11 protein-coding genes are annotated in these 18,655 nt (G+C 59.9%); 6 read left to right on the top strand and 5 right to left on the bottom strand.

Features of this window, described 5'->3' with window-relative positions:
• The first annotated feature begins 4 nt into the window (after positions 1-4).
• Positions 5-970 (top strand): HlyD family secretion protein, encoded by a 966-nt coding sequence (locus tag PG5_RS10590; protein ID WP_020797113.1) that lies wholly within the window; start codon positions 5-7, stop codon positions 968-970.
• A gap of 218 nt (positions 971-1,188) precedes the next feature.
• On the opposite strand, the gene PG5_RS10585 is transcribed toward PG5_RS10590, so the two are convergent.
• The 4 genes from PG5_RS10585 to PG5_RS10570 all read right to left on the bottom strand — a co-directional run bounded on the left by PG5_RS10585 (position 1,189) and on the right by PG5_RS10570 (position 8,324).
• Positions 1,189-2,649: an efflux transporter outer membrane subunit gene (locus tag PG5_RS10585; protein ID WP_020797112.1), complete on the bottom strand. Its 1,461-nt coding sequence runs from the start codon at positions 2,647-2,649 to the stop codon at positions 1,189-1,191.
• Positions 2,649-5,825: an efflux RND transporter permease subunit gene (locus tag PG5_RS10580; protein ID WP_020797111.1), complete on the bottom strand. Its 3,177-nt coding sequence runs from the start codon at positions 5,823-5,825 to the stop codon at positions 2,649-2,651. The genes PG5_RS10585 and PG5_RS10580 overlap by 1 nt, the downstream gene beginning before the upstream one ends.
• A 15-nt stretch (positions 5,826-5,840) precedes the next feature.
• Positions 5,841-7,094 (bottom strand): multidrug efflux RND transporter periplasmic adaptor subunit MexE, encoded by a 1,254-nt coding sequence (gene mexE / locus PG5_RS10575; protein WP_020797110.1) that lies wholly within the window; start codon positions 7,092-7,094, stop codon positions 5,841-5,843.
• 312 nt (positions 7,095-7,406) lie between these two features.
• Complete coding sequence (locus PG5_RS10570) at positions 7,407-8,324, bottom strand: LysR family transcriptional regulator (RefSeq protein ID WP_020797109.1); 918 nt, start codon at positions 8,322-8,324, stop codon at positions 7,407-7,409.
• 269 nt (positions 8,325-8,593) lie between these two features.
• On the opposite strand from PG5_RS10570, the gene PG5_RS10565 reads away from it, so the two are divergent.
• The 4 genes from PG5_RS10565 (at position 8,594) to pgm (ending at position 14,902) form a co-directional block, all read left to right on the top strand.
• On the top strand, positions 8,594-9,616 hold the full coding sequence (locus tag PG5_RS10565) for a zinc-dependent alcohol dehydrogenase family protein (protein WP_020797108.1): 1,023 nt from the start codon (positions 8,594-8,596) through the stop codon (positions 9,614-9,616).
• 568 nt (positions 9,617-10,184) lie between these two features.
• The gene (locus PG5_RS10560) at positions 10,185-11,666 is read left to right on the top strand and encodes a hypothetical protein (protein WP_020797107.1); all 1,482 of its coding nucleotides are present in this window, start codon (positions 10,185-10,187) and stop codon (positions 11,664-11,666) included.
• Positions 11,667-11,733: 67 nt separating this feature from the next.
• Positions 11,734-13,134 carry a PLP-dependent aminotransferase family protein gene (locus PG5_RS10555; RefSeq protein ID WP_020797106.1) on the top strand — a complete coding sequence of 467 codons (1,401 nt, stop codon included), beginning with the start codon at positions 11,734-11,736 and terminating at the stop codon, positions 13,132-13,134.
• A gap of 121 nt (positions 13,135-13,255) precedes the next feature.
• Complete coding sequence (gene pgm, locus PG5_RS10550) at positions 13,256-14,902, top strand: phosphoglucomutase (alpha-D-glucose-1,6-bisphosphate-dependent) (protein WP_020797105.1); 1,647 nt, start codon at positions 13,256-13,258, stop codon at positions 14,900-14,902.
• A gap of 156 nt (positions 14,903-15,058) precedes the next feature.
• Here the strand turns inward: pgm and PG5_RS10545 are convergent, their stop codons facing one another.
• On the bottom strand, positions 15,059-15,754 hold the full coding sequence (locus PG5_RS10545) for a pirin family protein (RefSeq protein ID WP_020797104.1): 696 nt from the start codon (positions 15,752-15,754) through the stop codon (positions 15,059-15,061).
• Between the two features lie 277 nt (positions 15,755-16,031).
• Here PG5_RS10545 and PG5_RS10540 point away from each other — a divergent pair, with 277 nt between their 5' ends.
• The gene (locus PG5_RS10540) at positions 16,032-18,506 is read left to right on the top strand and encodes a UvrD-helicase domain-containing protein (RefSeq protein ID WP_020797102.1); all 2,475 of its coding nucleotides are present in this window, start codon (positions 16,032-16,034) and stop codon (positions 18,504-18,506) included.
• Positions 18,507-18,655: the final 149 nt, after the last annotated feature.

Below are 18,655 nucleotides of genomic sequence, written 5' to 3'. Positions count from 1 at the left end.
TGCCGTGAAGAAGATCCTTGCCCATCTCACCACGGTGGCGGTAGTGGTGCTGGCTTTCGTGCTCGGCTGGTTTGCCTGGGAGCACTACACCCGTGCACCCTGGACCCGCGACGCACGAGTGCGTGCCGATGTGGTGACCTTGTCCGCCGATGTCGCGGGACGCATCGTCAGCCTCGGCGTGCAGGATAACCAGCATGTGCAGAAGGACCAGTTGCTGCTGGAAATAGATCCTTCACGCTACGCCCTGGCGGTCGAGCACGCCAAGCGTTCGGTGGAAGTGGCGAAGGCCTCGCTGGGGCAGTCCGAGGCAACCATCGTCGCCAGCCAGGCCCTGCTCAAGCAGCGCCAGAGCGAGGAGCGGCGCCGGCGGACCCTCAAGGAGCGCTCGGCGATTTCTGGCGAAGAGTGGGAAAAATCCAGCACCGATGTCTCGGTGGCCCAGGCCGATTTGCTGCGCAACCAGGCCAACCTGGGGTTTGCCCAGGCCAATGTGCAACTGGCGATCGCCGCACTGGCCGAGGCCGAACACGACCTGGAACGCACCCGTGTCGTATCGCCGATCAGCGGCTACGTCACCAATCTTTTGACCCGCCAGGGCGACTACGCTACCGCTGGCGGTCCGCTTGTGGCCCTGGTCGACAGCGATTCGTTTTACGTCAGCGGCTATTTCGAAGAAACCAAACTGCCGCGAATCGGAGAGGGTGATCGGGTCGACATCGAGCTGATGAGCGGCGAACGTTTCGGTGGCACTGTGCAAAGCATCGCCTTTGCCATTGCCGACCGGGAAAACCTGCCGGGCGGCCGCTTGCTGGCGAACATCAACCCCAGCTACACCTGGGTCAAGTTGGCGCAGCGGGTGCCGGTGCGGATCAAAATCGACGAAGACTATGCCCGTAGAGACAAATTGCGCGCCGGTACAACGGCTACCGTGACGGTTCGGGAGAACCACAACGCCCAAGATCACCGCTGACCCCTGTAGGAGCTGCCGAAGGCTGCGATCTTTTGATTTTGAAAAGCAAGATCAAAAGATCGCAGCCTTCGGCAGCTCCTACAGTGGGGTGTTGTCTGCTGGATGGGTAAAAAAAGCCCCGCGACCGAATGGGGCGCGGGGCAAAAAATTGGTTGGTTGCGGCCAACCAAAGGAGCTCTGTATTGCTCGGGGCGGCGTTCCGACGACAATGCGTTAAATCAGGTGCCCAACGGCGCCCTCGGGTTTTTCGCGAGCATGCTCGCTCCTACAACCGTCTCTGGTTGCCAGCCGCCACCGAGGGCCTTGTAGATCGCCACGATGCCGCGGTACAGGTCGACTTCGGCCTGGGCCTGGGTGTCTTCGGCCGCCAGGCGTTCACGCTGGGCATCGAGCAGCACGAGGAAGTCGGCGGTGCCCTCGCGGTAGCGGATTTCGGCGAGGTCGGCGGCTGAACGGCTCGATTCGCTCTGGCGAATCAGCGAAATCAGTCGCTGCTGGCGTTTGCCGTAGTCGCTAAAGGCGTTTTCCGACTCTTCCAGGGCCAGCAACACTTGCTGCTCGTAAGTCGCCAGGGCGCCTTCGGCATCGGCGTCGGCGCCGCGTATGCGGGCCTTTACACTGCCCAGGTCAAACGCCGCCCAGGTGATGCTCGGGCCCAGTGCCCAGGCGTTGGCCGCCGAGGAACCGATCTGCGAGCCACGTCCGGCGGTCCAGCCGAGGAAGCCGCTGAGGCTCACCCGTGGAAACAAGTCGGCTTTCGCCACGCCAATGCGCGCCGTGGCCGACGCCAGTTTGCGCTCGGCGCTGAGGATGTCCGGACGGCGTTGCAACAACTCGGCGGGATCACCGATCGGCAAGGCCTTGGCAATCGCTGGCAAGTCTTTCGGGCCCAGGTCCACGGTCAACTTGTCCGGGCGCTGGCCCAGCAGGGTGGCGATACGGTTTTTCTGTCGCACCTGCTCGGCCTGCAACTGCGGCACGCTGGCTTCGACCGAAGCCAGGCGCGCATCGGCACGTTCCACATCAAGCTGGTCGCCGACGCCGGCATCCCGCAGGCTGATGGTGATCTTGCGCGACTCCTGCTGGTTGTTCAGGTTGGCCAGGGCAATTTTTTCCCGCAGTTGTGCACCGCGAAGCTGGCCATAGGCGTCCACCAGTTCGGCAATCATGGTCACTTGCAACTGGTACAGATCAGCCTCGAGTGCCTGTTGCTCGGCATCCGCCGATTCCAGGTTGCGCTGGATGCGGCCGAACAGGTCGATCTCCCAGGCCATGTCCAGCCCCAGGTCATAGCGTTCGCTGTTGACACGGTCGGTGGTCTCGCCAGGAATCTGCCCTTTGCCCAAGTCACTGCTGACCCGGCTGGTGATCGTCGGCATGGCGTCATTGCTGACGTCATCGCGGATCGCCCGGGCCGCTTTCCAGCGAGCGAAGGCGACACGCAGGTCACGGTTGCCCTTGAGGGACTCGGTCACCAACTGGTTGAGGGTCGGGTCTTCGAACTGCTGCCACCAGATGCCTTCGAACCGCGAACGGTCGAAGTTCTTCTGGCCGGCTGCGCCCTGCGTGGCCGTGGTGATGTTGGCCGGTTCAAGGGCTTGGGTTTTATAGTCCGGGCCGACGGCACAGGCGCTCAGCGCCAGTACCAGCAGGCTTGGCAGGAAAGCTTTCAAACTCATCAATGCGACTCCAGCTTCAGGGCACGGGCGGCTTTGCGCGCTTGACCACGCTCGACAAAGTTGCGAATCAATACGTAGAACACCGGCGTCAGCAGCAGGCCGAAGAAGGTCACCCCGAGCATCCCGGAGAACACCGCTACACCCATGGCGTGACGCATCTCGGCACCGGCACCGCTGGAGAACACCAGGGGTACCACACCCATGATGAATGCAAAGGAGGTCATCAGGATTGGCCGCAGACGCAGGCGGCACGCTTCCAGTACCGCCGCCAGCGGGTTCATGCCTTCGAGCTGTTTATCCTTGGCAAACTCGACGATCAGGATCGCGTTCTTACAGGCCAGTCCCACCAGTACGATCAAGCCGATCTGGGTGAAGATGTTGTTGTCGCCTCCCGAAGCAATCACACCGGTAATGGCTGACAGCAGGGTCATCGGGACGATCAGGATCACCGCCAGTGGCAGGCTCCAGCTTTCGTATTGGGCCGCCAGCACCAGGAACGCCAGCAGCACGCAGAGCGGGAACACGAACAGTGCGGTGTTGCCGGACAGGATCTGCTGGTAGGTCAAGTCAGTCCATTCGTAGGTCATGCCGTTGGGCAGTTCTTCCTTGAGCAGTTTCTCGATGGCTTTTTCCGCCTGGCCGGAGCTGTAGCCGGGGGCTGCGGCACCGTTGATTTCAGCGGTGATGAAGCCGTTGTAGTGCATCACACGATCGGGGCCCGAGGTGTCACTGACCTTGATGAAGGTCGCCAGCGGGATCATCTCGCCCCTGTTGTTGCGCACCTTGAGTTGGCCGATCTGGTCGGATTCGAGGCGGAACTGTTGTTCGGCCTGAACGTTGACCTGATAGGTGCGACCAAAGCGGTTGAAGTCGTTGGCATACAGCGAACCCAGGTAGATCTGCAGGGTGTCGAAGATGTCGCTGACGGCCACGCCGTGGGTCTTGGCTTTCTCCCGGTCGATGGCGGCATCGACCTGAGGCACGTTCACCGTGTAGCTGGTGAACAACCCGGCCAGTTCCGGAACGTTGTGGCTCTTGGCGATGATGTTCATGGTTTCCTTGTACAGCTCTTCGTAGCCCAGGTTGCCCCGGTCTTCGATCTGCAGGCGGAAACCGCCGATGGTGCCCAGGCCTTGTACCGGTGGCGGCGGGAAGATCGCCATGTAGGCTTCCTGGATGCCGGCGAACTGCCCGTTCAAGGCACCGGCAATCGCGCCGGCGGACATGCTCGGATCTTTGCGCTCATCGAACGGCTTGAGGGTCACGAACACGATGCCGGCGTTCGGGCTGTTGGTGAAACCGTTGATCGACAGGCCAGGGAAGGCCACCGCACTTTCCACGCCAGGCTGTTTCAGGGCCAGGTCGGACATGCGCTTGATCACGTCTTCGGTGCGGTCCAGGCTCGCCGCATCCGGCAATTGAGCGAACGCCACCAGGTATTGCTTGTCTTGGCCGGGTACGAAACCGGTCGGGGTGCTGGAGAAACCGAAGAACGTCAGCACCATCAGGCCGGCGTACAGCAGCAGGGCGATGCCGCTGGAGCGGATCACGCGGGCAACGGTGCCGACATAACCATGGCTGGCTTTTTCAAAGAAGCGGTTGAACGGACGGAACAACCAGCCGCCGAACAGCTTGTCCAGGACCTTGGAGAAACGGTCTTTCGGCGCGTCATGACCCTTGAGCAACACAGCGGCCAGGGCTGGCGACAGGGTCAGGGAGTTGAAGGCCGAGATCACCGTCGAAATTGCGATGGTCAGGGCGAACTGCTTGTAGAACTGGCCGGTCAAGCCGGAGATGAACGCTGCCGGAACAAACACCGCACACAGCACCAGCGCCGTGGCAATGATGGGGCCGGTCACTTCACGCATGGCGCGCTTGGTGGCTTCGACCGGGGTCAGCCCGAGCTCGATATTACGCTCGACGTTTTCCACCACCACGATCGCATCGTCCACCACGATACCAATCGCCAACACCAGGCCAAACAGCGACAACGCGTTCAACGAGAAGCCGAATAGATGCATCACGGCAAAGGTACCGATCAGCGAGACCGGCACCGCCACCAGCGGAATGATCGAGGCGCGCCAGGTCTGCAGGAACAGGATCACCACCAGCACCACGAGGATCAGCGCTTCGAACAGGGTGTGGACCACCGCCTCGATGGAGCCGCGCACGAAGATCGTCGGGTCATAGACGATGCTGAAATCCATGCCTTCCGGGAAGTTCTTCTTCAGCTCGGCCATTTTCGCCCGAACTTCGTTGGAGATCTCGATAGCATTGGAGCCCGGGCGCTGGAAGATCGGGATCGCCACCGCCGGCTGGTTGTTCAGCAGCGAACGCAGGGCGTATTGGCTGGAGCCCAGTTCAACCCGAGCGATGTCTTTGAGGCGAGTGATTTCACCATCGTCGCCGGAGCGAATGATGATGTTCTCGAACTCTTCCTCATTGACCAAGCGGCCCTGAGTGTTGACCGACAACTGGAAGCTTTGCGCATTCGGCGCAGGTGGCGCACCCAAGGCACCGGCAGCCACCTGGCGGTTCTGTTCACGGATGGCGGTTACCACGTCGGTGGCGGTCAGGTTGCGCGAAGCGGTCTTGTTCGGATCGAGCCACACGCGCAGCGAATAGTCGCCCATGCCGAACAGCTGCACATCACCGACACCGCCCAGGCGCGCCAGCTCATCCTTGATATTGAGGATCGCGTAGTTGGACAGATACAGCATGTCGTAGCGTTTGTCCGGCGAGGTCAAGTGCACGACCATCGTCAGGTCGGGCGATGCCTTGTCCACCGTGATACCAATGCGCGTCACTTCCTCGGGAAGTTTCGGTTCGGTGCGGGTCACGCGGTTCTGCACCTGCACCTGGGCGTTGTCCAGGTCCGTGCCCAGGGCGAAGGTGATGGTCAGGGTGATCTTGCCGTCGGCAGTCGACTGCGAGGACATGTACAGCATGTTCTCGACGCCGGTGATCGCTTGCTCCAGGGGAGCTGCCACGGTTTCACCGATGACTTTGGGGTTGGCACCAGGGAAGTTGGCACGGACCACAACGGTCGGTGGCACCACTTCCGGGTATTCGCTGATCGGCAGCTGGAACAGCGAGATGGCACCGGCGATCAGGATTAGCAGCGACAGCACCGCGGCGAAGATCGGCCGTGAAATGAAAAATTGGGAAAAATTCATCGGAGTCGTTATCCCTTAACCGCGTGGGGTCGCAGCAGCCACTTTCACAACCGCACCCGGCGCAACCCTGGCAGGGGCGACTTGGGGCAGGTTGCTGGCTTCCAGCGCTTGTCGTTGTTGGGCCAGGGCCGCGAGGGTTTGCTCGCTGGCCATCGGGATCACTTCAGGGGTGACCGGCGAACCCGGGCGTACCCGCTGCAAGCCCTTGACGATGATGGTGTCGCCCGTGTTCAGGCCGTTACGCACGATGCGCAAGCCTTCGATTTTGGGCCCCAGCTCCACGGCGCGATAAGCCGTGTTGTTGTCAGCATCCATCACCAGCACAAACTTCTTGCCCAGGTCCGTGCCCACCGCCTCATCGTTGATCAACATGGCGTTGTAGGTGCCGCTGCCCACCAGTTTCAGGCGAGCGTAAAGGCCAGGGGTGTAACTGCCGTCGCTGTTGTCGAATACGGCGCGACCACGGATGGTGCCGGTTTTCGGGTTGACCTGGTTGTCGACGAAGTTCATCTGGCCCAGGTGCGGATTGCCGTCTTCATTGGACAGGCCCATGTACACCGGGGTGGTGGCGCCGCGTTTGCCCTGGCGGGCGAGCTGCGTGTACTTGAGGAACACGCGCTCGTCGGCATCGAAGTAGGCGTAGACCTTGTCGGTGGAAACCACGCTGGTCAGCGGGGTGGTGTCCGCCGTCACCAGGTTGCCGGCGGTGATTTGCGCACGGCTGACGCGACCGCTGATAGGGGCGGTGACGCGGGTGAAACTCAGGTTCAATTTGGCCAGATCAAGCTGCGCTTGCAGGGCGCCGACCGCGGCACGAGCCTCTTGGGCAGCACTGGTGCGCGAATCGGCCAGCTCGGCGGAAATCGCATTGCTGGTGCGCAGGCGTTCGCCACGCTGGGCTTCGTTTTCGCTGCGGGTGGCGTTGGCGCGGGCCTGGGCCACCAAGGCCTCGAGGCGACGGACCTCGGCCTGGAACGGACGCGGATCGATCTGGAACAGCAGGTCGCCTTTCTTGACCAGGGCGCCTTCAGTGAACGTCACTTCATCGATCTGGCCCGATACCCGTGGACGAATCTCTACGGTTTCCGGCGCCTCAAGGCGCCCGGTGAATTCGTCCCATTCGTTGACCGGTTGCTCAAGCACCTTGGCCACGCTGACCTTGGCCGCGGAAGGGGTAGCGGCAGTCTCTGGCGTCTTGCCGCAAGCGCTCATCACCACTACGGCCAACACGGCCAACGGCAAGCGCAAATGTTTGAGTGACTGTTCCATGGATGCATCCGCCAATGTATTTAAGATTGGCGAATGATGCTCGGCAGGGTTGTATCGCACGAATCGAATGGGGCGAAGGTAACTATCATTCGGAATGATAGGAGAGAGCCGGGCAGCTCTCTAGCCTGCGCCTTGCGTCAGACGGTGATCAACCCGGTTGATGGCGATTGTGTGTTTCCAGATTGGCAATGGTCTGCTTTGGATCGAGTCGCGGCCATTCGCGAGCAGGCTCGCTCCCACATTAGATTTAAGCAATGCCGTGGGAGCGAGCCTGCTCGCGAAGAGTCTATCAGCCTCGATAAATCAATCGGATCAGGCCAGACTATCCGGATCGCCAAAAAACATCTGTATCCGCGATCTCAACCAACGCTCCCCCGGATCATTGTCCTGGGAACCGCGCCAAGCCATGTGCAATTCAAAGCTGCGCACCGGCAGCGGTGGATCTTCCGCCCGTACACCACCAGCCGCCGTCAGTGCATCGGCCGTATAGTCAGGCACGGTGGCCACAATGTCGGTGCCGCTCAACAGCGTGCCCAGCCCGTTGAATTGCGGCACTGCCAACACCACATGACGTTTGCGCCCGAGCTTTTCCAGTTCTTCATCGATAAAGCCGCTCAGGTCACCGGCGAACGACACCAGTGCATGGGGTCGCGCGCAGAAGTCGTCCAGGCTCAAGGGCCCGGGCACGGTGTCGGCGCGCAGCAGTTTTGGCGAACTGCGGCGCAATACTTTGCGCTTGGCATTGGCTGGCAGGTCAGTGGTGTAGCTGACGCCAATGGAGATTTCTCCGGAGGCCAGCAAATTGGGCATCAATATGTAGTTGACCCGTCGCACTACCAGCACGATCCCCGGCGATTCGGCGCGCAGGCGCTTGAGCAGCATGGGCAGCAGGGCGAATTCGACGTCGTCCGACAGCCCTATGCGAAATACTGCGGTGCTGGTGGCGGGGTCGAATTCGGCGGCACGGCTGACGGCGGTGGAGATCGAATCCAGGGCCGGGGAGAGCAGGGCGAAGATCTCGACCGCGCGTGCGGACGGCTCCATGCTGCGGCCGGTGCGCACGAACAACGGGTCGTCGAACAGCCCGCGCAAGCGCGAGAGCGCCGCACTGATGGCGGGCTGGCCGAGGAACAGCTTCTCCGCGGCGCGGGTCACACTGCGTTCGTGCATCAGGGTTTCGAACACGATCAACAGGTTCAGGTCGACACGACGCAGGTCATTACGATTCATCTTGAGTCCTGGCAGAGTCAGCAAACTTGACGTGAGCGGCCATATGGGAACAATGGCCAGCAGGAATATTACGGGGAAAGGCTGGTACTCTGCACCGAGTAATTCATTTTTCCCACATCGGCTGCTCTGGTTTCCTACGACATTTGACGAGGATGCTGCAGCTGCGGAATCAATGACAGGCATGTCGACTATTAATAGCCACTGATAGTGTTGGGTTAAAAGCCCAGCTAGAGTTCAAGGCATTAGAGGTTCAATTGGCGAGGTTTGCGATGTCCCGCACGATCCGTTTTCACAAGTTTGGTCCAGCCGAGGTGCTCAAATGCGAAGAGCATGCGGCGGCTCTGCCTGCTCCGGGCGAAGTGCAGGTGCGCGTCGAAGCCATTGGCATCAGCTGGTATGACACCCTCTGGCGCCAAAACCTGGCGTCATCCCACGCCCGTCTGCCTGCCGGTATCGGCCAGGAAATGGCCGGTGTCGTCACAGCCGTCGGTGAGGGTGTCGATGACCTGGAGGTCGGTGACAAGGTTGCCAGTTTCCCGGCCCAAAGCCCCAACGATTATCCGGTCTACGGCGAACTGATCGTTCTGCCGCGTTCGTCGGTAACGCGTTACCCGGACGTGCTCAGCCCGATTGAAGCCAGCGTGCATTACACGCCGCTGTTGATTGCCTATTTTGGTTATGTCGACCTGGCGCGGGTCAAACCGGGGCAATTCGCCCTGGTCACCGACGCCAGCCATTGCGCCGGCCCTTCGTTCGTGCAACTGGGCAAAGCCTTGGGCGTACGAGTGATCGCCGCGACCAAAACTGCGGAGGAGCGTGAATACCTGCTGTCGTTGGGTGCCGAGAAAGTCATCGTCACCGAGGAAGAAGACCTGTTGATGCGCATCAACAAGATCACCGACAACCGCGGTGTGGATGTGGTGTTCGATGGTTTGGGTGGCCCACAGATGTCGTTGCTCGGTGATGTCCTGGCGCCCCGCGGCAGCCTGGTGCTGTACGGCCTGCAGGGCGGTAACCAGACACCATTCCCGGCGTGTGCGGCGTTCCAGAAGAACATTCAGTTCTTCGTGCACTGCATCGGCAATTTCACCGGCAAGCCGGAACTGGGCATCATCCAGGACCAGGTCGCGCTGCAACGTGCCTTGCGTGACATCAACCAGCTGACCGCCGATCGCGTGCTACTGCCGCTCAAGACCCGGGTTTTCCCATTCGCCGAGTTTGTCGAAGCGCACCGCTACATGGACGAATGCCCATGCCGCGAAAGGGTTGCGCTGCAAGTCGAACCTGCTTGACCCCTGCAAAAGAGTCCGTGCCTGCACGGACTCTTGCGTTTTTAGCGCTTTGCCTCCCCACATGAGACGTTCCACCGGCCTGTAGGTGGATCGGTTCAGCAACTGAACCGGTTTTTGCTCTCGATCTGTAGCTTCTAATCAACATCCAAGTACTGATAATTGCATGATTACTTTCATCTCAAGGAATGAGTCATGGCCAGGTATCTTGCCGACACTTTTCAGTGCGCGTCGTTGACGCATGTTCGACAACTAGTGATTTTCTGCGTGGTCGGCACATTATTACGAGAAGCTACTTTCCTCATTTTTTGTATTAAATGTCTGTGGGACGCTGTCGGAAATTTCCTAGGATCCCGAAGGCAATCGCAACAAACCCCTGCCAAGCTACTGTGCGCCAGTCCTTGCGGGCCTATCAGGCTTGCAGTGATCAATTATTTCAAATGATGACAAAAAACTTTATTGTTAGCATTTGGTAATAAAGTTCAGTAATTAATCTCTCTTCGGGCATTCCTTGCGCTATGCGTGAAGTTGTTTGCGTTGTGTCGAACTTTTGAATATCAGGTAAATAGAAATGAGCCATATCCATGATCAGGCGATGAATAATGTCTATCAACAAGTGCTGCAACGCTTGTTGAGTTTTTTTTCACGAGCCGAGCGCACGGCTTTGCAGTTGTTGATCCAGCGCCTGGCCGTGGCTGCCGGAGGAATGGATCGAATAGGTAATTACAAGGTATTGGTGGTCCAGTGCGGATCGCGGGACAGTTGCTACACCCTGGCACTGCTGCGAGCCGCACAGTTGACAATCGCCACCCGCGCGCCCACGACATTCAAGCTGCGCTTGGCGACCCTGCGGCTCAATGGCATGAGCCAGCTGGGACTGGATAACATCCATCGAAGCTACAACGCCTTGTTCATCTACGACGATCCCCGGGTCGATGTGCTGATGGTTGATAACAGGGAAGTGCTGGCGTTCGATCACCGCGCGCCGGTCTCGCGCGCCGCACGTGAATCCAACCGCATGAACCTGCTACTGATCGGCCATCGTGGCGTCGTGGACGGACCGCTTGAGCTGTGGGACGACAGTTTCCTGGCCACTGGCGAGTTCCATGGTCAGATCGCCCGCTGGAACAATGGCGTCGATGCCTTGGTCAGTGGCGACTCACCGCGCCAGCAGAAGCGGTTCATCGAAGGGCTCAAGCGCGCGGCCGCCAAGGCTGGTCTGGCATCGTCGAACCGTCATGAGGCGGCGGATTACGGCGGGTTGTTCATGTTGCTTGATGAGTTCGGCAGCGACTGTTATCAGGCCTTTTATGAAGGCTACGGCCAGGAGGCCTGGCGTCCGGCAGAACAGTTTGAGGCCTGTCGCCGCACGACCTACATCGATATCCACGACGTGCTGGTCAGCCAGCTTGAAGAGCGTTGGCCGATACTGACCGAGTTTCTCGGGTATCAGCCCGATGAGCTGGCAGCTCATCTTGGTGAAAATCAATATGTCAGTGTGGCGGTCTCGGCGCACTTGCGGGGTTTGCAATCCTGCTTCGTCCAGGGCAGCACGTACTTGGCAGGTGTTACACACTACCTGCAGCGCGCCTTGGTGATGATGCGGCGTAACCAGCTATCGGAACGCTTATGTGAACGGGCAGACGGCGCATATGGCAACCCCTACAAGCTGGCCGGCCAGCGCGCACTGATCGCCGACGAGGCTTATCAGAGCCTTGGCCTGAACGAGGCACAATGGGTGTGCCTGCTGTTTGCGCCTTTTATCGGGCAAGGTGCGTCACTGGAGCGCTTCCTGCGCCAATGTCACCCGGGCATGCTCGTGGCCTTGCCCGAGTTGCATCGGGCCATGCAGGGGCATCCAGTGGCGGAGCAGATCCTGCAGTGGATAGTCGATGTCAGCGGCCTGCCTGTCAGCCTGGTCGGCAAGTTGTATCGCATGGAACCGTTGGTGCAGGAGGCCACGTCGATGAGCCCGCCCCACAGCCCTGTCTCGGAACCCGAGCAGGCAAGCGACGAGGCGTCGATGACCGGTGAACGGTCGGCAGGGCGTTGAACATGCGCATGTTGCCGGCCTCTTCGAGTGAGCGTGACCGCTACCCCCACGCAAGCGATCCCCTGCCATGAAAGGACAACGTGAAACCGATTTCGCCTATCAGTCGGTCTACCGATACTTGACCTGCCTGATCAGCGAGCTCGTCAGCGACAGCCGGGTACGACTACCATCCTTGCGTGAACTGGCCGGGCGCCTGAGCGTTTCGATCTCGACCATCCAGTATGCCTATGCGCTACTGGAAAAGGAGGGGCGGGTGTATTCGGTGGCCAAGTCCGGTTACTACGCGTTGCCGGTTGCCCCTACCAGCACGCTCTACGATGGCAGCGACTTGCTCGAGAGTGTGTATGTCAACGCCCGCCTGCCCGCCATGCTGGTCCTGAGCGCGGATGAGCCGGCCTTGCTGCAACCGCTCGACAGCCCCTTGTTGCTGCTGGAAAGGGAACTGCTGCGCCAATACCCGCGCCAGCCACAGCCGTCTGCGCAGCCCTGTGGCGAGCTGGAACTGCGTACCGCATTGGCGGCGCGCTATACCACCTCTGCGGTGCGCTGCTGGCATGCCGATGATGTCTACATTGGCGCTGACCTGCGCGGCGTGCTGGAAATCCTCATCGTCGTGTTGGATCTCAAGGATGCCGCGGTGGTCGTCGAGTCGCCCTGTGACTGGGCGATACTGCGCTTGTTCCAGGCGGCCGGTGTGAAGGTGATCGAATGGCCGTTGCTGGGCGACGGTAGCCTGGACGACAAGTGCCTTCGGGACCTGCTGGAAGCCGAGCCGGTACGCCTGGTGATGGTGTCGTCCGGGCTGAACATGCCCCGAGGCAGCAGGGCACCCGATGAGAACCGGCAGGTGATCGCGAACTTGCTGGAGCGGTATGGCAGTTGGGTACTGGAAAACGATTGTTATGGAGAACTCGGGTTTGAGCCCGATCAGCGGCGATTTCGCGATCTGTTGGCCCCGGAGCGCTTGATGGTGTTTTCCACGTTCGAAAAGATCATCGGCCCGGAAGCCCCTTATGGCTACCTGCTCTCGCGCCATATGAGCAGCGAGCTGCAACGGCAATTCCTGTTGCGCGCCTTTCGCTTGTCGCCGATTCGCCAGAAAGCCATCGCCCGCTTGTACAGCAACGGACGCATCGATCAACACCTGCAGGTACTGCGCCGACGCCTCAAGGACGGCAAGGAGCAAATGGCCCGGATGCTCCAGGAGCGCCTGGGTGACGCGTTGCAGTTCGTCGAGCCCCAGGGCGGGGCGACGATCTGGCTGCGCTCGTTGCGCCAGGTCGATATGAGCCGGGTGTTTCAGCGATTGCTCAGGCAGCAGGTGGTCGTTGCGCCCGGCGAGTTGTTCAGCCTGCAAGGCTTGCATGGGCAACACTTGCGCTTGAGCCATGGCGTTGGCAGCGACCAGGAACTGGCCGCCGCGCTGGGCTTGCTGGGGGACGCCTTGCGCCTTGAAGCCGTTGATTGACCCTTTGCAAAATGATGCCAATGGAACGATTCCATCGAGCGCTGGATAAACTGCATCGCGCTATGGTCAAACTGCCAGTAAACTCCGCTTCTACTCCTGAACTCTATTCCAGAGGTATTGCATGACACTCAGTCCTTTTGCGGGCAAACCGGCACCGGCAGAATTGTTGGTAGACATCCCGCGACTGGTCACGGCCTATTACACCGGCCAACCCGACGCCGCCATTTCGACCCAGCGGGTGGCCTTCGGTACGTCCGGGCACCGAGGCAGCTCGTTCGACTTGAGTTTCAACGAATGGCACGTCCTGGCAATCAGCCAGGCCATTTGCCTGTATCGCGAGGCCCAGGGCATCAATGGCCCTTTGTTCGTCGGCATCGACACCCACGCATTGTCCACGCCGGCGGGTGCCAGCGCCCTGGAAGTGCTGGCGGCCAATGGCGTGACGGTGATGATCGCCGAGGGTGACGAATACACGCCGACCCCAGCGGTTTCCCATGCGATCCTGTGCTACAACCGCGGCCGTACCTCTGGCCTGGCGGATGGCATCGTCATCACCCCGTCCCACAACCCGCCGCAAAGCGGGGGCTACAAATACAACCCGACCAATGGCGGCCCGGCCGATACCCACATCACCAAGTGGATCGAAGCCAAGGCCAACGAACTGTTGGCGAACAAGCTCGCCGGGGTCAAGCGCATCAGCTACGAGCAGGCGCTGAAGGCCAGCACCACCCATCGCCACGACTACCTCAACACCTATGTCGCCGACCTGATCAACGTGATCGATTTCGACGCCATTCGTGATGCCAAGCTACGCTTGGGTGTTGACCCCCTGGGTGGTGCGGGCGTGCGCTACTGGTCGGCGATTGCCGAGCATTATCGCCTGGACCTGGACGTGGTGAACCGGCAGGTCGACTCGACTTTCCGTTTCATGACCGTCGACTGGGATGGCCAGATTCGCATGGACCCATCGTCCAGCCACGCGATGCAGGGGCTGATCGGCCTGAAAGAGCGCTTCGACGTGGCCTTCGCCTGCGACCCGGATCACGACCGCCATGGCATCGTGACTCCCTCTGGCGGCCTGCTGGCGCCGAACAACTACCTGGCCGTGTCGATCGATTATCTGTTCCAGAACCGCCCGCACTGGCGAGCCGATGCCGCGGTGGGTAAAACCGTGGTCAGCAGCGGCTTGATCGACCGCGTGGCCAAGCGCCTGGGACGCCGCCTGTACGAAGTGCCTGTGGGCTTCAAGTGGTTTGCCGATGGCCTGTTCGACGGCTCCCTGGGTTTTGGTGGCGAAGAAAGCGCGGGGGCTTCGTTCCTGCGCAAGGACGGCAGCGTCTGGTGCACGGACAAGGACGGTCTGATCCCGGCCTTGCTGGCGGCTGAAATGACTGCACGTACCGGTCGCGACCCAAGTCAGGCCTACCGCGCGCTGACCGATGAACTGGGCGAGCCGTTCTCGGTACGGGTGGATGCCAAGGCCAACCCGGAACAAAAGGCCCTGTTGAGCAAGCTGTCACCGGATCAGGTCACCTCGACAACACTGGCGGGTGAGCCGATCCAGAGCATTCTCAGCCATGCACCGGGTAACGACCAGGCCATTGGCGGCCTTAAGGTCATGACCGAAAATGGCTGGTTCGCGGCGCGTCCGTCGGGGACCGAGGATATCTACAAGATCTACGCGGAAAGCTTCGTCAGCGACGACCACCTCAAGCAGTTGGTCGCTGAGGCACAGACCCTTGTAGATGGCGCTATTTCTGCGAAATGATTGATGGCCGTCTTCGCGAGCGTCACGTGTCTGTAGGAGCGAGCGGGCGGCGATCCGACTTGCCCGCAAAGAAGGCAGCATGAACACCGTTGTACTCCAGCCAAATAAAAAAGGGCGACCTCCCACGGTCGCCCTTTTTTTGTTCGATTTACTGAATCAAGCCAGATCCACCAACACGATCTCACTGTCCTCGATAGCCGTCACCCGCAACACCTGCTCTTGGGCAACCGCAACACCGTCTCGAGCTTGTGCACGCAAGCCATTGACTTCAATGACACCCGTGGCCGGCACCAGGTACGCGCGACGACCGTTCTCCAGGCGATACTCAGCGGTTTCGCCGGCCTTCAGGTTTGCCGCCACCAGGCGCGCATCGGCGCGGATTCGCAGGCTTTGATCGTCCCCGGGCTTACCGCTGGCCAGGGTAACGAAACCTTCGCGCTGGCCCTTGGGAAATGGCTTTGCGCCCCAGGAAGGTGCCAGGCCGGATTCATTGGGAATGATCCAGATCTGAAAGATCTTGGTCGGCGTAGCTTCCAGGTTGTATTCGCTGTGGGCAATGCCGGTGCCGGCGCTCATCACCTGAACGTCACCCGCTTCAGTGCGACCCTTGTTGCCCAGGTTGTCCTGGTGAGTAATTGCGCCTTCACGGACATAGGTGATGATTTCCATGTCCCGGTGCGGGTGCTGCGGGAAACCGGTGCCCGGGGCAATCACGTCATCGTTCCATACCCGCAAGTTGCCCCAGTTCATGCGCTTGGGGTCATGGTATTCGGCGAACGAAAAGTGGTGATGAGCATCCAACCAGCCATGGTGAGCGCCGCCAAGCGAGTTGAAAGGTCTGAGTTCAAGCATGATCGTCTCCTGAAAGGTTCGTCATGGGGCGCAAGGCCTGGCCACGAATCGAGACCGGTTGTTGATGACCGGCATCATCCATCAGGCAACAATCGATAAAAAGCGTAAAAAATGCCGCATAATAATCGATAAATTAGATAGGAAGTGCGCTCGAAAGCGTCTCATCCAGCCTTCAATATCGCCCATAAGTCGATGAGTCATAAGCATTTCACTAGAACTAAAAAGCAAATACAGACACCATAGCCCTCAACAGCCTCACACCCTGGAGTCCGTCCGCGTGCCGCAACACACCCCCGATCTTCCGCCTGAACTTCGCCCGCTGGCCGAGATGCCATTGCTCAAGCGCCTGGCCGCGCGCTTTTTTGGTCATGGCCTGACGCGCCTGCGCGCACAACACCGCGCGTCTTGGTTGCACGGTCAGGCAGACGGTTTTCGTAGCGGTCATAGCGCCGGGGTGGACTACGGATACAAAGAAGGCAAGCTCGAGGGCCTGGAAGAGGGCCGGCAAGTCTTGCTGATTCGCGACTCACGCTGCACCGAGCACCGGCCACCCAATATCGATGTCCATCTTTTCGACGATTGGCGCCTGCCATTGACCGCCGAACTGAAGAAACGCATGAAAGCCGACGTCGCCCGGTTGCTGCCGGCACACGCCCAGCCCAGCGCTGCGCAGTGGAAAATGATCTTCAGTGATACGCCATCGACGTCGGTGATTGCCGGTGCGGGAGCGGGCAAGTCGACGACGCTGGTTCTGCGTATCCTGCTGCTCAGTCACTACCTGGGGTTCGAACTGAGCTCGATGACCGTGGTGACGTTCACTCGTGAGTCGCGCAAGGACTTCATCAATAAACTAATTGAGCTGTTTGCGCTCTGGGGGCATGCACTGGGTGTGCGCGAGGCGCGTGACCTGGTGCGCACCTTCCATTCGCGCATATTGCCGATGGTTCGCAGCCTGCCGGGCTTCGAGCGGCTGCAAGCCTTCGAAAACCTCAGTCACCGAGCGCAAGGCGCGGATGACGAAGTGGACAGCAACCCCTTCGATCTACGCATCAATGACGCCCAGCGTCAGCAACTCAATGCCTGTTATCACGCGTTGCACACTCGCGATGAGCGTTTTCGCGAGCTGATCAAGCCATTGTCCCGCCACGCTTTGCAACTCAAGGAGCTGGAGCGCGACCACCCCGATGTACAGAAGCGTATGGCCGTCACCGAACTGGCGGCCAAACGCGATGAAGAGCTCTGCGACCTGGTGGAAGACTTGTGGTTTCGCGCTGGCGCCTGGCCGATCAAAGGCATAGAGCCCAAGCGCCAGGCTTTCGATATCAATGGCAGCACCTTTCACTGCCACGGTTACATTGCCTCGCTGGACGCTTGGGTGGTGCTGGGATTCGACCCTGGTGAAAATCCGCAACTGACCCGGCCAAATGCCAAGCTTACGTTGCGTGCGGAAACCGCGGTAAAGCGCACGTTGTTTCAAGCTTTCTGTCGTAAGCCATTGATATGGCTTGATAATTACGAGTCATCAAAGCGTGTGCTGGCGTCCCTTGGGGGGGATGCCAGCGCCGGGCCTGGCTTCGATTACAAGGTCAAGGGAGAGCTGGCGTCCGCGCCATTGCTGGACTGTTTTGTCGCTGCCGCCGGGTTCATTGAAAACCTCGGCCTGGATGTGCCGACGGCTGTGGGCCAGATGAGCTTTGCCAAGGATGACCCGGACCGCTTTTTCTTCGAGGCCTTGAGTCTGTACTGGCGCGCCCTGGAAGACCATTTGCTCGACCAGAAACCGCCGGTCATGACTTACAACCGCATGTTCGCGCTGTTTAGCGAACACTCCCCGGAAAACCTCAAGCTGCTCAGTGACGAGCTCTTGCGGCCGCTGTCGCACTTGATGATCGACGAGTTCCAGGACGTTTCACCGCAAATTGTCTCGTGGATCCGTGCCAGCCTGGCCGAAATCCGCAGTCGCGGGCCGGCGATGCACGTCGGGCGCGGCGCCCAGCATTCTTCATTGCTGTGCGTAGGCGATGACTGGCAGTCGATTTACGGCTGGCGTGGCAGTTCGCCGACCTATTTCATGGAGTTCAACAAGACGTTCTCGTCGCCAAGCACCACCAAGGTGATGCTCAGCGACAATTATCGCAGCCACCAGCACATCATTGACGCCGCCGAGTACATCGTGCGTGCCGCGCCTGCGATCGCGGGCAAGAAGGCCAAGGCCAGTGGCGAGCCAAAGGCCTTGCTGCCGGTCAATGTGCTGGACCGAGACGATCAGGGGATGGCCGAGCGCTTGATGGAGCACTATCGCAAAGGCGATTCAATCTTGATGCTTTATCGAAAAAGTAGCGATAAGTCATTGATAGAACAACATATTAAGCCTGTACTTAATGTTGATTCTAGCTTGCCGTTTGAAGCACGACGCCTCAAGCAACTGACCTATCACAGCGCCAAGGGCCTACAGGCTGACGCGGTATTCCTGCTCGGCGATTGCCAGCACCTGACCCGTTCGCCCTACAAAAACCAGGTGTACCGTATGGCGGGCCTGGGCAAGGCTGGCGACACTGAGCCTTATGACAATGCCCAGAAAGACGAGATTCTGCGCCTTGCATACGTGGGCATTACCCGGGCGGTAAGTCATTGCTATTGGTATGTCGATGCGCAGGACACCCAGGCGGTGAACATGCCCAAGGCGTCGGACCGGATCGGCAAGGGCAAGGCGTTTTTCGCCGATCATCGGCGGGCCAAAACGCCGGCATGACCCATGTAGGAGCCTGCGGTGCGGCTCTTACAAGGTATACATTTACCTCTCTACATACGATCAAATACGCCAAAGCGAGACGGCCTTATAGGGACGTGATTGCAGATCTGTCCGCGTTCTGATCGTTCCCATGCTCTGCGTGGGAATGC

It is taken from the genome of Pseudomonas sp. G5(2012) (assembly GCF_000408945.1).
GTDB lineage: Bacteria > Pseudomonadota > Gammaproteobacteria > Pseudomonadales > Pseudomonadaceae > Aquipseudomonas > Aquipseudomonas umsongensis.
The sequence above is the reverse complement of the archived record's forward strand: the minus strand, read 5'-3'. Positions and strand labels throughout refer to the sequence as shown.

Coding starts and splice junctions, on each gene's coding strand:
- PG5_RS10585 (WP_020797112.1), bottom strand. CDS start 2,649: ATGAGTTTGAAAGCTTTCCTGCCAAGCCTGCTGGTACTGGCGCTGAGC.
- PG5_RS10580 (WP_020797111.1), bottom strand. CDS start 5,825: ATGAATTTTTCCCAATTTTTCATTTCACGGCCGATCTTCGCCGCGGTG.
- mexE (WP_020797110.1), bottom strand. CDS start 7,094: ATGGAACAGTCACTCAAACATTTGCGCTTGCCGTTGGCCGTGTTGGCC.
- PG5_RS10570 (WP_020797109.1), bottom strand. CDS start 8,324: ATGAATCGTAATGACCTGCGTCGTGTCGACCTGAACCTGTTGATCGTG.
- PG5_RS10565 (WP_020797108.1), top strand. CDS start 8,594: ATGTCCCGCACGATCCGTTTTCACAAGTTTGGTCCAGCCGAGGTGCTC.
- PG5_RS10560 (WP_020797107.1), top strand. CDS start 10,185: ATGAGCCATATCCATGATCAGGCGATGAATAATGTCTATCAACAAGTG.
- PG5_RS10555 (WP_020797106.1), top strand. CDS start 11,734: ATGAAAGGACAACGTGAAACCGATTTCGCCTATCAGTCGGTCTACCGA.
- pgm (WP_020797105.1), top strand. CDS start 13,256: ATGACACTCAGTCCTTTTGCGGGCAAACCGGCACCGGCAGAATTGTTG.
- PG5_RS10545 (WP_020797104.1), bottom strand. CDS start 15,754: ATGCTTGAACTCAGACCTTTCAACTCGCTTGGCGGCGCTCACCATGGC.